Below are 15,390 nucleotides of genomic sequence, written 5' to 3'. Positions count from 1 at the left end.
CATGAATCGAGAAAGAGATTCGATGAGCCGAATTGCATATGTCCGTGCCCGCCAGGTCCTGGATTCTCGCGGTCGTCCGACAGTCGAGGTCGATATTACGACAGACCAGGGGATACTCGGTCGTGCGGCTGTTCCCTCTGGCGCCTCCACGGGCACCAGCGAAGCATGGGAACTCCGCGACGGTGGTGCAGAATACGCCGGCCTCGGAGTTCGGCGAGCTGTCGACAACGTCAACAATATTATTGCGCCGCGCATAGCCGGAAGCGACGCGCGCGATCAGCAGGCGATCGACGATCTCCTTATTGCACTGGACGGCACACCGCAGTTGAAGAGCCTTGGTGCGAACGCGGTCCTCGGCGTATCACTCGCTGTGTGTCGAGCTGCGGCGCACAGCCAGCACATTCCGCTGTATCAATGGATTTCAGAGCTCGCTGGCCTGTCCTCGCTCAGTCTGCCGATGCCAATGATCAATATTCTCAGCGGTGGTCTGCACGCGGGTCGCGGTATGGACGTGCAAGACTTCCTGGCAGTGCCGGCCTCGGCGTCCACCATGCAGGACGCGCTGGTCATGATCGAGCGAGTTCGTTCCGCGGCTACGCGCGTGATGGAGGCCCGCGGGCTGACAACCTTGCTTGCCGACGAAGGAGGACTGAGCCCCGGCCTGCAAAACGGGCGTGCTGCATTGGAATTGATGATCGAATCAATAGAAACGGCTGGACTGATACCCGGTGTGGACGTGGTGATAGCGATCGACGTTGCCGCACATTCCCTTTGGGATGCTGAAACGGGTCTCTATGAGTTGGCTCGGGAAGGACGCCACGCGGATTCGTCCGAGATGATCGAGATCTTCACTTCGTGGGTCGACGACTTTCCAGTCGCATCGATCGAAGATGCACTCGACGAGGAGGATTGGGACGGATGGCGACAGCTGACGCGTCGGCTCGGCGACCGTACCAACTTGATCGGTGACGACTTCTTCACGACCAATCGCGAGAGACTGTCCCGCGGGATCGGCCTCGGCGCCGCAAACGGAGTTTTGGTGAAGGTGAATCAGAACGGAACTCTCAGCGGAACCCTGGGCGTGATCGACGCAGCTCGGTCCGCGGGCTACGTCCCGGTGATCTCCGCTCGATCGGGGGAGACGGAGGACTCGTTCATCAGTGACCTTGCGGTCGGGACAGACGCCGGCCAGATCAAGATCGGTTCGCTGCGGTGTTCGGATCGACTGTCGAAATACAATCAGCTGCTTCGCATCTCGGAGAATGCGTCGCTGCCTTTCGCTGGAATGCGGGCCTATCCCCGCTACAGCACTCCAGCGGTGCCTCGATGAGGTCCGACGCGGCCGCGGCAGAGGCGACAATTGAGTCCGCGCGGCATTTCCTCGTAGAGCAAGGGCTCGCGGCCCCCGGAGAGCATGCGACATGGACACCGCTCACGGGCGGAGTGTCGTCGTTATTGTGGAAAGTCGACCTTGAGCACACCACAGTGTGCGTCAAAGGAGCCCTTCGGCAACTGAAGGTCGCGGGCACATGGTTGGCTCCGGTAACACGCAACACTGTGGAGTGGAACTGGCTGGAGTACGCCGCTGACGTGGTACGCGGGCATGTCCCCGAGCCGCTCGCCCACGACGCCGACCGGGGAATGTTCGCGATGAGTTTTCTTGCGCCTGAAGACCATCCGGTATGGAAAGGGCGCTTGTTTGCTGGGCTGATAGACCCGAGGGAAGCTGCGGCCGTCGGCGACCTCGTTGGAACACTGCATTCCGCAAGCGCCAACAGCCAGGATCTTGCGCACCGATTCGACGCAGACGACAACTTCCATGCGCTACGAATCGAGCCATACCTGGTTTCCACCGCCAGGCGCCACCAAGATCTGGGGTCACGTTTCGACGACATCATTGACAGGACAACAGAAACGCATTTGGCTGTTGTGCACGGCGACGTCAGTCCCAAGAACATACTGATCGGCCCGCGTGGTCCCGTGCTCCTCGATGCCGAATGTGCCTGGTATGGCGATCCCGCGTTCGATCTGGCATTCGTCGTCAATCATCTGGTGATCAAGACCCTGGTGGCCGCACATGACGACCAGAAGCGATCGCTGCTGGATAGCGCCTACGCCTTAGTGCATGCGTACGCCGATCGGGTGACTTGGGAACCAGCCGATGTGACGCTTGAACGTGCCGCTCTTCTGCTTCCGGCTCTCCTTTTGGCGCGCATAGATGGTCTCTCACCGGTTGACTACCTCGATGAGGAGCAGCGCGCCACGGCGCGAGAAGTGGCGCGGCGGCTGGTTCAAAGAGGTGGACGCGACCTAGACGCAACTATCGGCAACGCGGCCGAGTCGTTTGCTGCCAGCGGACGGTTCGACGGTTCCTTCTGATTCGTTGCGCGCGGAACGCAACAGTAATTCCCTAGGCCGTTTTAATGAAGCTGTTTGTACCGTTGGCGTCCAACGATGTTCGCCGAGACGAAAGGAAATAATGCGCATCGCGAATATAGCTGGGCGTCTCCATATTGTCCGAGGGGATTGGGTGGCCGATGTGGGTAAGGTCAGCGGCGGTCGGCTCCCTGCCGATCCTGGTGCGGCCTATGGTCGGTGGTCCGAACTACTCGAATGGTCTGCTGGATTGGCCGATGAAGACTTCGAATCGCCGTTTCCGTCGAGTGGGGTTGGTCCGCCCAGTCCTGCACCCCGGCAGGTCTTCGGCGTCGGAACCAATTATCGACAGCAGGCGCTGGACGTTGGATGGCCGATACCCGAGGTGCCGATGGTGTTCCCCAAGTTTCCGAGCGCAGTGGCCGGCCCGAACGAACGCGTCGAACTGAGCGGACCCCGGGTCGACTGGGAGGTCGAACTGGTCGTTGTCGTCGGAGCCGGCGGCCACCGTATCCGTGCCATCGACGCCTGGGATGCGATCGCCGGATTCACGGTTGGCCAGGACATATCGGATCGGGATGTGCAGACCCGTCCAGACACTTACCCGCAGTTCGGTCTCGGCAAGTCCTTCCCGAAGTTCGCCCCGACCGGGCCAATAGTTGTTACTCGGGACGAGATCGGTGATCCTCACGATCTCGGTTTGCGGTGCTGGGTAAACGACGACCTGATGCAGGACGGAAACACCGACGACTTGGTATTCTCGATCCCCTTTCTCATCGAATATCTCTCGAATATTGTCACCCTGCTTCCCGGTGATCTCATTTTCACGGGGACACCCGCCGGAACGGGAAGCGGCAGTAACCCGCCCCGTTTTCTCGTCGCGGGCGACCGTGTTCGCAGCCGGATCGAAGGAATCGGCGAGATGACCACGATCTTCGAGCAACGCCGATGACTATTCCGATTCGCGGGGAAAGATACGGCGATATAGATTTGATGGTACTGGAGCACGCCTGGAGTTAATTGGTGGCGTAATCTGTCGTTGATCCATCTCGCAGATGCGGGACCGACGTATTTGTCGAAATGTGCTGCAGGTCGGTTTCGATGGGCGACCTTATCGATTCATGACCCAAAGTTTGCTGCGCGAATCCGGTTGGCTCCGGTGTCACCCTATCGGGCGGGTCCTACGCCACGACATGGCGTGGGTCACACCTGGAGAAGAGCCTGCGCAGTGCGGGCCGCGGAATACTGGAGCTCGACGTACCCGGGCATGGCTAGCAGGCGGTGTCTCGCCATCCAGCGGACTACGAGTTCCTTGTCCACCAGCTCGCTGGAGACTGTGCTCGACGGCGTCGGTTTTTCTTGGATGGCAACCTGCTTCTGCAACTCGCGACCCAGCAACCGAGCAGATTCCGGCGGCTCGCCATCGGCGGAGTCGGGGCAAACCTGTCTCGCCCGGGGGCCGGAGAGGCTGTGTCGAAAGCTCTGCTGGAGGGCCTGAGCCCAGATTCGCCCCAGGCACTGCGATCGGTCGTGGCGGAAGCGCTTGCCTCCGGAAACGATCCGCTGGGTATGGTGGCTGTGATAAGAAGGCCGTCCCGCCCGGTCAGCCGCGAAGCTCTGGCCAAGCTGTGGGCGGAAGTTTTGTTGGTGGTCGGCAGTAACCGACCGGATCGTGGACGACGTCGATTCTCTGGCACGTGTGCTACCAGCTGCACACACCGTCGTCATCGATGGACTCGACCACACGTCGGCACCATCATCGGCCGAATTCCAGGATCAGGCAGCCGCTTTCGTTTTGGCGGACCGGCCCGACAACCGGTAGGCGCGGATACCGCGCGCACGTTGCTAGTGGAGGGGCCCCTCGATCGGGTCGGTCCCTCACTGGCAGACACTATGGTTCATTTTTTTGGCAAACCGGCTCCGAAGTAGTGCCCTTCTACTGGCGGCTGGCACGGGCAACAGCCCAACGAAACCTATTGACGAAGAACAATTTGTCCGGTCATCGCAACTGCGAGGAAACGTCGCGGTACGAAAGTTGGCTCCCCATGGGGTTTTCGGGCCACCCGGGTGGACTTTTATGTGTACTGTCCGCACAGCACCCATCGCGCGCTACTTTGAGTCCTCAAATAGATCAGTTGTCACCCATCGAATTTCTGTTCGTGTGGTGCCGACGTACCGATTCGGGTGATATCTGTGCCTCAGACAATGTCTCGAAAACAGTCATCAGAGCGCTTGGACGTGCGGGCCGTCCGCGAAGTACCTCGGCTTCCGACGCCGGGCCGCTGTCTGGTGATGGGGATACTTAACGTCACACCGGACTCTTTCTCGGACGGTACCGCCCACCTCGTGACAGACGTACTCGTCGAGCGCGGACTGCGTCTGGCATCGGAGGGTGCCGACATCGTTGACGTTGGGGGGGAATCGACGCGCCCAGGCGCAACGCGGGTTGACGTCGAGGAGGAACTGCGGCGTGTCATTCCCGTCGTTCGGCGTTTGGCGGACGCAGGAGTCGTTGTCAGCGTTGACACGATGCGAGCACGGGTGGCGTCTGCTGCGATCGAGGCCGGTGCGTTCCTTGTGAACGATGTAAGCGGCGGCCTCGCCGATCCATCGATGGCACATGTTGTGGCCGACGCGAACGTCGCCTATGTCGCCATGCACTGGCGGGGGCACAGCGCACAGATGCACCGACACGCGACCTACCAGGATGTGGTTGCGGATGTGGTCGGCGAGCTCGCAGTTCGCCTCGAATCGCTCGTCGGCGCGGGCGTATCAGAGCATCGCATAATCCTTGACCCGGGAATCGGCTTCGCAAAGACCGCCGAACACAATTGGGCGATTCTCGGTGCACTGGACGAGTTGCAGCGATTAGGGCGACCGATTTTGATCGGTGCCTCCAGGAAAGCGTTCCTCGGCAAGCTCATGGGCGAGGCGGTCGGCACCGAACCTCCAGCACGCCAACGCGATTCACTCACTTGCGCAGTATCGACGCTGGTCGCCTCGGCAGGTGCGTACTGTGTGCGCGTCCACGACGTGCGCTCAACACGAGAAGCGATCGCGGTGGCCGACGCCTGGGCCGACCATGGCGCGAAAATTCGAACCTACAGTCACAATTCCCCTGCACGGTAGCCCTAATCCCTCAACGAGGAGGAAATTTCTATGTCGATACGCCGATCAGCCAAGATCATGCTCCCATTGGGCGTACTACTAGTGGTGGCCGCTGCGGTCATGCGGTTCTACGTCGTCCCTTCGGTGTCGAAATTGCCGAGTGACCTCGACGTCACCAATCACTACGAAGGTACCGGCACTCTTCTCGACGCGGCCGCGCTGCAAGCGGGTGACGCAGCACATGCCGTCAATTCGAACGTGCCAGTCACCCTCGATCGCCACACTTACGTTAGCGGCACACACGGCGACACTGCGATCGTGCACGACGATTTCACGGTGAATGCCCCGGGCGGAATTTCGCTGCCCACCAACCACACCTACGCCATCGACCGCAAGACCATGGACGCCGCCGCCGCGCCGACCGGCATCGAAGTCGAAGCCCATCGAGGCCTCACCATCGGGTTACCGATATCCCCGAACCCTGACACCGGCTACCAGCTCTACGATTTCGCGACCGGCACCACGGTACCCATGAAATACACAGGTAACTCGACCGTAGCGGGCCGTGAGGTTCTCGACTACCTCGTGGAGTCGGCCGGCAACCTCCAAGACAAGGCGATTCTGGCGGCCTTGCCACCGACTCTGCCGAAAGCCCAACTCGCCGGTATGGCGCCGCTGCTGCCTGCGGACCTGCAGGCCAAACTCGGTGCTGCCGCGGAAGCGCTGCCCGACCCGGTGCCGCTGAAGTACACGGTTACCTCCAAGTTCGGGCTGGCCGCAGATAAGGCCCTGGGCACCCCAGTGAACGGCACTCTGGCGATGACGATCATCGCCAACGTAGACATCGCCGGCAAGCCGGTGGCGATCATGCCGGTGATGGCGCTGGACACCAAGCTCACCCATGACTCGATCGCCCAGGCCGCGGACACCGCGGCATCGACGTCCCGGCTTCTTACCATTGCGGCCATCGCCGTTCCCGTTGTGATGGCGATCCTCGGTCTGGCTTTGCTGGTCATCGGCGTCATGCGCCGTCGACCGCACTCAAGTCACACGCCGGAACACAGCGACCAATCATCCGTCACAACGACCACGGCGAACTGAGTGTTTCGTTCGTGGCGGTCGCCTCGAGATCGCCACGAATCAGCAGAGAAAGTAGTAGGAGTCCAGTGTCGCATACCGATCGCTACGAGTTCGATGAGAACAACGTCATCATCAGCCCCGAGAAGTCCTATGCAGCTGGTATTCCGGCGGTTTTGGTTTCGTTGCGGCGCGGTATCGAGCAGATGGGCGCTGTGCGGACGGTTCGCACTCTATCGAAATTGAACCAGCGCAACGGGTTCGACTGCCCAGGTTGCGCGTGGCCCGAGACTCCGGGACACCGCAAGCATGCGGAGTTCTGCGAGAACGGCGCGAAGGCGGTGGCGGAGGAGGCGACGACCCGGGTCGTAACACCAGAGTTCTTCGCGCAGCATTCGGTGAAGGAATTGCTGGGCCGGACGGAGTATTGGCTCGGTCAGCAGGGGCGACTGACTCATCCGATGGTGTTGCGACCCGGTAGTACTCATTACGCGCCACTGGGATGGGATGAGGCGTTCAGCTTGATCGCCGAACACCTGCGTGCGCTGCGTTCCCCGGATGAGGCGGTGTTCTATACCTCCGGGCGCACCAGCAACGAGGCGGCCTTCGTCTATCAGTTGCTGGTTCGGTCGTTCGGCACGAACAACTTGCCGGACTGCTCGAACATGTGTCACGAATCCTCCGGTGCGGCGCTGATGGACTCGATCGGTATTGGTAAGGGTTCGGTGTCGGTGACCGATATCGAACAGGCTGAACTCATTTTGGTTGTCGGCCAGAATCCGGGGACCAATCACCCGCGAATGCTGTCGACTCTCGAGAAAGCGAAAGCCAACGGCGCCAAGGTTATCGCGATCAACCCACTGCCCGAAGCAGGGTTGCTGCGTTTCAAGGACCCGCAGAAGGTTCACGGTGTGGTGGGCGCGGGTGTGCCGATCGCTGATGAGTTCTTGCAGGTCCGCCTGGGCGGCGATCAGGCGCTGTTCCAAGCTCTTAGTCGGCTGTTGGTCGAGGCCGACGACGCACAGCCAGGCACAGTGTTGGATCACGAATTCATCGCCGCGTGCACTGACGGCTTCGACGACTACGCCGCCCACGCCCGCGCGGTCGACCTGGACACCGCGGTCGAGGCCACGGGACTGAGCATCGACCAAATCCGAAACGCCGCGCAGGCGCTGATCACCTCCCGTCGAACTGTGATCTGCTGGGCGATGGGGCTGACCCAGCACGTCCACGGTGTCGCCACCATCAAGGACGCGGTCAATCTGCTGTTGCTGCAGGGCATGATCGGGAAGCCGGGCGCTGGCGTGTGCCCGGTGCGTGGTCACTCCAACGTCCAGGGGGACCGCACCATGGGTGTCTGGGAGAAGATGCCCGAATCGTTCCTGGCCGCCCTCGACACCGAATTCGGTATTGATAGCCCGCGCAGACATGGATTCGATGTGGTCGAGTCGATCCGGGCGATGCGTGACGGGCATGCGAGTGTGTTCATGGGGATGGGCGGCAATTTCGTTGCCGCCACCCCGGACACCGCGGTCACCGAGGCCGCGCTGCGCAATTGCGTGCTGACGGTGCAAGTGTCGACGAAACTGAACCGCAGCCACCTCGTGCACGGTGCCACGGCATTGATCCTGCCCGCACTCGCGCGCACCGACAGGGACATCCAAGCCGCGGGCAAACAGAAGGTCACCGTTGAGGATTCGATGTCGGTGGTGCACCTCTCTCGTGGCGCACTCACCCCGCCCAGCAAGCAGTTGCGCAGTGAGATAGCGATTGTGTGTGGTCTCGCGCAGGCACTCTTCGGGCCTGATCATCCCGTGCCGTGGGGAGAGTTCGCCGACGACTACGACCGCATCCGTGACGCCATTGCCCACGTCGTGGCCGGGTTCGAACACTTCAACAAGAAGGTTCGCCAACCCGACGGGTTCGTCCTGCCACACCCACCGCGCGACGAACGACGTTTCGAAACCACCTCCGGTAAAGCCAATTTCACGGTCAATCCGCTCACCTGGCTTCCGGTACCGCCCGGGCGGCTGATCCTGCAGACGCTGCGGTCGCACGACCAGTACAACACCACCATCTACGGCCTCGACGACCGCTACCGCGGTATCAAGGGCGGTCGCCGGGTTCTGTTGATCAACCCGAAGGACCTGGACTCGATGCGGTTGTCGGCCGGCGAGCGTGTCGACCTCGTGTCCGAATGGCCCCTGCCTGACGGGGCTGTCGAAGAGCGGCGTGTGCAGGATTTCCGGATCGTGCCCTATCCGACTCCGAGCGGGAATGCCGCCGCTTACTACCCGGAAACGAATCCGCTAGTGCCACTGGACCATGTGGCGGCTCAATCGAATACACCGGTCTCCAAAGCCGTGACCATCCGTGTGGTTTCGCGCACTACCGAAGGAATTTCGTGATGGGCAGGGTCACCACACGCGTCCGGATCAGCCGCCACAGCGGGGGCCACGAGATCGTCAGACCTGACACCGTCGTCGTTGAAGAACCCCTGGAGATCCGGATCAACGGCAAGCCGATGGCGGTCACCATGCGTACACCCGGTGCCGATATCGAACTTGCGCAAGGGTTTCTGCTCACCGAGGGCCTTATCACCGACCGCAACGACATCGCCGCGATCCGTTACTGCGACAGTCGCGATACTGAGGGCCGCAATACCTACAACGTGCTCAGCGTCGAGTTGGCAGCCCACGTCGCGCCGCCACAAGTCACGGTCGAACGCAACTTCTACACCACTTCCTCATGTGGGATCTGCGGCAAAGCTGCCCTCGACGCTATCCGGCAACGCACCCGGCACTCGCCTGCCACCGACACCGCCTCGGTCGCGCGCCACACATTGTCAGCGCTGCCTGACACACTGGCGGCTGCACAAAAGGTCTTCTCGACCACCGGTGGTTTGCACGCCGCGGGGCTGTTCACCACCACCGGTGAACTGCTCGCCCTCCGAGAAGACGTCGGCAGACACAACGCCACCGACAAACTCATCGGCTGGAGCGCCGAACACCACCGAGTCCCGCTGCGCGGCACCATCATGCTTGTCAGCGGCCGCGTCTCCTTCGAACTGGCACAAAAGGCCGTCATGGCGGGCATCCCGATTCTCGCTGCGGTCTCGGCACCCACTTCCCTGGCGATCGAACTTGCCGAAGAGACCGGACTCACCCTGATTGGTTTCCTGCGCGGCCACACCATGAACGTCTACACCCACGCCACCCGGGTCCGGTGACGGCGATGACCCTTGGCCTATCACCGAGACCCGCGCGGCCGGCACCACTGCGTAACCGGTTACTGCTGGCGGACCGGCTAGCGGCGACTTCACACCCTGACCTCCGCCCTACGGAACTGCCATGGATCTTTTGATCACTGTTTATCTCATGCTCATCGGTGTCTACATCGCTGGACTGGCCGTGACGCGCCCCGACGCACGGTATCCGCGCGGCGAACTATCTCCGGATCCGGACGTGCCGGGCGGCACCGATCGAGCCGCCGATCCGTGGCGGCTCATCGGCCACTGCGATGAACCCCCCGCCGCACCGCTGACCCTGGATCAAGCGCACACGGTGATGCAGGCGCATCGGCGGTGCCGAGTCGATACCTGCAACCGCAAACAGGCCGCGTTTCAGGAGCTGGTGGCCGCCGGTCGCCTGGTTCCCGACCACCGGGCTGAAGGGTATGCCCGATGAAGGCTCGTTCCCGGTGGGCCGATTCGCCGAATGGCGGCGAACCTAGTGGCCGACCTCGCAGGATCGGGTCGATCCGATTCGGCAGTGTCCGTGCCCGCATTCTTGCGATCGCGCTGATTCCCAGTGTCGTACTCGCCGCTGCTGTTACCGGTGTCATGAGCCATCTGATCGGTCAGGCCCGTCAAGATCGGCAATGGGCTGACGTGATCCTGCAGTCGGCTCCGCACGCTGTCGACTTCAACGATGCGATCCTGCAAGAGCGTCGGCAGACGATGCTCCGAATCGCTCACCGGCCTTTCAATGAAACGGCGTTGAGAACCCAGCGCGAGCGGGTGGACACTGCCGGTCGGTCGCTGGTCGAAGCGGTAGCGGCACTGAGCTTAGTTATTCCCGGTACTTTCGAAGGGTTCGGTGCCGGGTTCGGCAGCGAAGTCCGTCAATTGAGCGAATTGCGTGCCCGGGTCGACGCCGGCAATTCCAACGTAGACGAGGTGTATCAGACCTATAGTCGGCTAACAGGTATCGGGGCGGCCGCCATCGACATCATGGTGCGACACGCCCCGGACATCGGCAGCGCTGTGGCCACCGCAAACACTGCGGCGTTGTTCCGCGCGGCCGATGCCATGTCGGCGGCGCATGCGCTGGCCGCCGCTGTGGCGACCGATGAAGGACTCGACAGTCGTTCCTTGCGCGAGTTCGTCAGCCGGGTAGGGGCGTACCACGCGGAGATCGACACACTCGGCCACGGCGACGACCCGCGGCTGCGTGAGCAGATCTCAAAACTCACCGCAGACCCGGCGTGGCAGCAGTTGACCGTCTTCGAAGACGCCCTGATCAATCGTGGCGCACCGCGCGAGGAGGATTCGACCAAGAACCTTCCGACGTCCCGAAGTGATCGAGAGTCCCAGTCGGCGATGGATCAGACTGTCTTACAACAGCATTCGGAGGAAGCTGTCGACGGGCTACGGACGCTGTGGCGCATGTACTACGAGCAGGTGCAGCGGCGGGCGGCCGACATCGCCGATGACACCACACATACCGCGATCCTCGGCGGTGGAATCGCATTGCTGGTCACGATTGCGGCCTTTCTGGTCACTCTGTGGCTCGCGAACCGTCTCACTCGGCGGCTCAAGCGGCTGCGTCTGGAGACTCTCGCGCTGGCCGATGAGCAACTACCGGCGATTATGGCGCGCATCCGTTCCGGTGAACGTGTCGATGTAGGTTCGGCGCTGCCCACACTGGAATTCGGTCACGATGAAATCGGGCAGGTAGCAAACGCGTTCGACACTGCGCGGCGGACAGCGGTTTCGGCTGCGGTGACCGAAGCCAAGACCAGGGAGGCGGTCAACGCGGTCTTTCTCAACTTGGCGCACCGCAGCCAGTTGATGGCCCACCGGCAACTCGAAGTTCTGGACGCTGCCGAGGCCCGTGAAGAAGACCCCGCGCTGATGAGCCTGTTGTTCCAGCTCGATCACCTGGCGACCCGCGAACGACGGAACGCGGAGAACCTCATCATTCTGGGCGGTGAGCGCCCCGGTCGGCAATGGCGCAATCCGGTCCCACTGCGCGACATCGTGCGCGCCGCTATCTCCGAGACGCAGGACTACTCACGCGTGCAAGCCACCCGGCTACCGGAAGTGCGAATCAACGGAAGTGTGGTGGCCGACGTCATCCACCTGCTCGCTGAACTGATCGACAACGCCACTTCCTTCTCGCCGCCGGCCTCTCGAGTCGAGGCATCCGGAAACCTGGTCGGCAAAGGAGCGGTGGTCGAGATCATCGACCAGGGGCTCGGAATGCCTGAAGGTGAACTAGTTCGTATCAATGCGCTGCTCAGCAACAGCCCGGACTTCGGCCTGATGCAATTGTCGAGCGACTCGCGCCTGGGACTGATCGTGGTGTCAGTGCTCGCGTCTCGGAATGGGATCAAGGTGCGCTTGGCCGAGTCCGATTATGGCGGGATCAAAGCGGTAGTCCTCATACCGGCGAAGCTTCTGGTCGGCGAACCTGGGCAAGGGTTCGCCGATGAGGCTCGATCAGCGTCGCTGAACGATGCCAATTCCAGCATGACCACCTCGGCTGTTCACACACCGGCAAATCGGGTCTCGGCTGTTGAGGAAGGGGGCGAGATGATCTCGACTGCGAAGTCTTACCGCGACTTTCCAACGCCTCCTGCAGAGATTCCGGTCGGTGCCGAGACGCCGATCTTCGACGTGTGGGAAGAACCCGCGGAGACACAGCCACCGATTCAGCCCACGTTCGGTGGTCGACCGCAGGTAGTGCCCGACGATCGACCTCCGCTGCCACGGCGCCGCCGCCAGGAAAGCCTTGCCCCGCAACTGGCCGAGTCTCCCAGCGTGATCGAGGTGCCCAAGGGGAACACAGCTGGGACCCGCTCAGCGGAGCAGGCACGAGATCTGATGTCGGCAATCGCCAACGGCACCCGGCAAGGCCGCCACATCCACCCTGACACCGCCACCGACGATGAGGACAGACCATCATGACAACGCCCGCTTCCGCTGACCTCGACTGGCTTCTCGACGAACTCGTGCAACGTCTGCCGGGGGTGCGCAACGCGGTGCTGCTGTCGACCGACGGGCTGCTGATCGCACGCTGCAGCACGATGGCACAAGCCGATGCCGAACTTTTCTGCGCCATGTCCTCGGCCTTGCACGGCTTGGCCCGCAGCGCCGGCGGCCGGTTCTCCGGCGGCGGTGTTCGCCAAGCGGTCATCGAACTCGATGAGGCGGTGATGTTCGTGACCTCGGGCGGGCCCAACGCCTGTCTGGCGCTATGGGCGGACGAATCCGCGAACATGGGAATGGTTGCCTACGAGATGAATCAAACCATCCAACGCGTAGGTACCTACCTGTCAGCAACGGCGCGGCACGGCGAGCGCAGCCGCATCGATTCACGACCATGACCCCCGCCCGCGAGTCCTGGTTCGAAGACGACGCCGGACCGCTGATCCGCCCGTACGCCGTCTCGGGCGGCCGCAGCGCAGGAGTGCGCTACGACCTCGACATGATCACGCTCATCATGACGGTGCGCCACGATGGCGGTGTCACCCGGATGGAGCCGGAGCACGCCAGCATCGTGCGCATGTGCGCGCGAGCGTTGTCGGTCGCCGAAGTCGCAGCGCAACTGCACCTTCCGCTGATTGTCACCAAAATTCTGATCTGTGATCTGATCGACGATGGGTATCTCACCTATCGCCCACCGGCCGCGCCACAGACCGATGCTTCCCACGACCCGGATCTACTGCAGGCGGTACTGAATGGCATTCGACAACTCTGACTCGACAACCGATACACCGCTGCCGCCGAGATCGGTGAAGATCCTCATCGCGGGGGGATTCGGTGTCGGGAAGACAACGATGGTTTCATCCATCAGCGAGGTCCCCCCATTGCGCACAGAAGAACTGCTCACCGACGCCGGCTCCGCCGTCGACGACCTCACCGGTATCGACCGCAAGACCACGACAACCGTCGCGTTGGACTTCGGGCGCATCACCATCAACCAGGAGCTGGTCGTGTATCTGTTCGGTACCCCAGGCCAGGACCGCTTCTGGTTCCTGTGGGACGAGCTCTCGCGCGGAGCACTCGGCGCAGTCATCCTCGCGGACCCGCGGCGCCTCGACATCTCCTTCGCTGCCGTCGACTACTTCGAACGCCGCGCACTCCCTTTCGTTGTCGGCGTCAATTGCTTCGACGGCGGCCCGATTTACAGCGCGGAAGAAGTACGCGCAGCGCTCGACCTCGACGCTGTCGTCCCGATTCTGCTGTGTGACGTACGGCGCCGCGACTCCGCGAAGGATTTGCTCCTCACCTTGGCCCAATTCCTGATCACACGATTCGAAAGCGATGGAACGCGCGATGTACCTCTTGGGAGCCGCTAACCGTGCCTGAGTTTTACAAAACGCGACACTGATGGATCACGAGTACTTTACGAGTTGATGGAGGCAAATATGGATGCTCTGGAAGCAGCGAACGTTCGAATTCCACGAACCTGGACCGCAGGCCAGGTTTGTCGCGCCGCGGTCGGTGCCAGCGCTGCGGCGTTCGGCGTCTGGTTGCTTGCGGTCTGGTGTGACGTGGTCGGCGGAGTGTCGGTGCTCGCTGTCGCGATATTGATCGGACAGGATGGTTGACCCCTGCGATCCCCAGTAGATTCGGCTCGAAGTCGGCCGTTGCCTTCACCCCTACGCAGTGCCGCAACATTCACCGCCGACGACGAAAGGGAGGACCCAGAACCAGCAGAACTCACCGCCTGACCGCATTTCGGATCGCACTGTGGCCACCCGCACGTGGCCATGAGATCAGTCCGGACCATCCGGGTGATCGCACGAGCGACCGAATCGTCAACGCGGTGGTGGCGGTCCAGCGCGCCCTCGACGGTGAATAAAGTGACTGTGAGCCTGGCCTCAACTGTGGCCTGGCCCAGCACTTCGCATAAGTGGCTCTTGCCGGTGCCCGACGCCCCGCGCATACGGAGGTTCTCCCTGTTCCGAATCCGTTCCAGGCCTTTCAGTGCGCCCTCGCGCGGGATCGAGGAGGCCGCTTCGTCCAAGTCGTCGATGGTCTTCCCTGCGGGGAAGACTGCGGCGGGTGCGAAGGTTGGTGGCGTCGCGGCTTGCGGCCTCTTGGGTTTTATAGTGGCAACGTCAGGTTGGCGGCAGTACTGTGCTCATGCAGGTCGGCCGTCCACTGTCAGAGATCGGTCGCAGGGGAGAAATTGTCAAAACCTGTGGATTAGGTATGTTTCAGGCGACCTCCGTCCGGTCGGTGTCGGCCGCGTCAGTTGACGGCGGCGGAATGATGTCACGGGCCGTTCGAGCAGCTTGCCCTTGAGGAACAGCGCCCCGTTGCGGACGAGCGCGACAACCTCGGGGGCGTTGACCTTGTGCGAGTGGGCCTGGGCGGCCTCGATCAGCTTGTAGGCCATGGCGATTCCGGCCGCGAGCCCGGCCCCTTGGGGACCTTGGTCCGCAACCGGACCGAAGCGAATGTCGACTCGATCGGGTTCGCGGTACGCAGATGGATCCAGTGGTCGGCCGGATATTGGTAGAATTCCAGTAACATGTCGGCATCGTCGAATATCTGTTGGCGTTCACGGAATTTCCCAGGTTGAGCCGGTTTTCGTT

The 15,390-nt window shown here is 62.1% G+C and carries 13 protein-coding genes and 2 pseudogenes; 13 read left to right on the top strand and 2 right to left on the bottom strand.

Features of this window, described 5'->3' with window-relative positions:
- Position 1: 1 nt before the first annotated feature.
- The 13 genes from eno (at position 2) to ABZV44_RS27710 (ending at position 14,397) form a co-directional block, all read left to right on the top strand.
- Positions 2 to 1,330, top strand: a complete 1,329-nt coding sequence (eno, locus tag ABZV44_RS27770; RefSeq protein ID WP_354842183.1) for a phosphopyruvate hydratase — start codon at positions 2 to 4, stop codon at positions 1,328 to 1,330.
- Positions 1,327 to 2,379, top strand: a complete 1,053-nt coding sequence (locus tag ABZV44_RS27765; RefSeq protein ID WP_354842181.1) for an aminoglycoside phosphotransferase family protein — start codon at positions 1,327 to 1,329, stop codon at positions 2,377 to 2,379. Before eno ends, ABZV44_RS27765 begins: the two co-directional genes overlap by 4 nt.
- Before the next feature lie 151 nt (positions 2,380 to 2,530).
- Entirely contained in the window at positions 2,531 to 3,328 is a 798-nt protein-coding gene (locus ABZV44_RS27760; protein ID WP_354842178.1) for a fumarylacetoacetate hydrolase family protein, read from the top strand.
- Between the two features lie 1,340 nt (positions 3,329 to 4,668).
- On the top strand, positions 4,669 to 5,505 hold the full coding sequence (folP, locus tag ABZV44_RS27755; protein WP_354842175.1) for a dihydropteroate synthase: 837 nt from the start codon (positions 4,669 to 4,671) through the stop codon (positions 5,503 to 5,505).
- Between the two features lie 30 nt (positions 5,506 to 5,535).
- Entirely contained in the window at positions 5,536 to 6,585 is a 1,050-nt protein-coding gene (locus tag ABZV44_RS27750) for a porin PorA family protein (RefSeq protein ID WP_354842172.1), read from the top strand.
- A 65-nt stretch (positions 6,586 to 6,650) separates the two neighbouring features.
- Positions 6,651 to 8,969, top strand: a complete 2,319-nt coding sequence (locus ABZV44_RS27745) for an FdhF/YdeP family oxidoreductase (protein WP_354842169.1) — start codon at positions 6,651 to 6,653, stop codon at positions 8,967 to 8,969.
- The gene (gene fdhD / locus ABZV44_RS27740; protein ID WP_354842167.1) at positions 8,969 to 9,790 is read left to right on the top strand and encodes a formate dehydrogenase accessory sulfurtransferase FdhD; all 822 of its coding nucleotides are present in this window, start codon (positions 8,969 to 8,971) and stop codon (positions 9,788 to 9,790) included. The genes ABZV44_RS27745 and fdhD overlap by 1 nt, the downstream gene beginning before the upstream one ends.
- A 121-nt stretch (positions 9,791 to 9,911) precedes the next feature.
- A complete protein-coding gene (locus ABZV44_RS27735) occupies positions 9,912 to 10,247 on the top strand; it encodes a hypothetical protein (RefSeq protein WP_354842164.1) in 336 nt (111 codons plus the stop codon).
- Positions 10,244 to 12,751, top strand: coding sequence for a nitrate- and nitrite sensing domain-containing protein (locus ABZV44_RS27730; protein WP_354842161.1), 2,508 nt, complete (start codon positions 10,244 to 10,246; stop codon positions 12,749 to 12,751). Before ABZV44_RS27735 ends, ABZV44_RS27730 begins: the two co-directional genes overlap by 4 nt.
- Positions 12,748 to 13,170 carry a roadblock/LC7 domain-containing protein gene (locus tag ABZV44_RS27725; protein WP_354842158.1) on the top strand — a complete coding sequence of 141 codons (423 nt, stop codon included), beginning with the start codon at positions 12,748 to 12,750 and terminating at the stop codon, positions 13,168 to 13,170. Before ABZV44_RS27730 ends, ABZV44_RS27725 begins: the two co-directional genes overlap by 4 nt.
- Complete coding sequence (locus ABZV44_RS27720; protein ID WP_354842156.1) at positions 13,167 to 13,544, top strand: DUF742 domain-containing protein; 378 nt, start codon at positions 13,167 to 13,169, stop codon at positions 13,542 to 13,544. The genes ABZV44_RS27725 and ABZV44_RS27720 overlap by 4 nt, the downstream gene beginning before the upstream one ends.
- On the top strand, positions 13,525 to 14,145 hold the full coding sequence (locus ABZV44_RS27715) for an ATP/GTP-binding protein (RefSeq protein WP_354842153.1): 621 nt from the start codon (positions 13,525 to 13,527) through the stop codon (positions 14,143 to 14,145). Before ABZV44_RS27720 ends, ABZV44_RS27715 begins: the two co-directional genes overlap by 20 nt.
- A gap of 69 nt (positions 14,146 to 14,214) precedes the next feature.
- On the top strand, positions 14,215 to 14,397 hold the full coding sequence (locus ABZV44_RS27710; RefSeq protein ID WP_354842150.1) for a hypothetical protein: 183 nt from the start codon (positions 14,215 to 14,217) through the stop codon (positions 14,395 to 14,397).
- Positions 14,398 to 14,570: 173 nt separating this feature from the next.
- On the opposite strand, the pseudogene ABZV44_RS27705 reads toward ABZV44_RS27710, so the two are convergent.
- Positions 14,571 to 14,900, bottom strand: a pseudogene (locus ABZV44_RS27705) (ATP-binding protein); the annotation flags it as partial.
- Positions 14,901 to 14,984: 84 nt separating this feature from the next.
- Positions 14,985 to 15,349: pseudogene (locus ABZV44_RS27700) on the bottom strand (IS256 family transposase); the annotation flags it as partial.
- Positions 15,350 to 15,390 lie beyond the last annotated feature (41 nt).

The sequence above is a fragment of the Nocardia sp. NPDC004860 genome (genome assembly GCF_040609015.1).
Classification (GTDB): Bacteria; Actinomycetota; Actinomycetes; order Mycobacteriales; family Mycobacteriaceae; genus Nocardia.
This window is presented reverse-complemented; position numbering and strand designations above follow the sequence as displayed.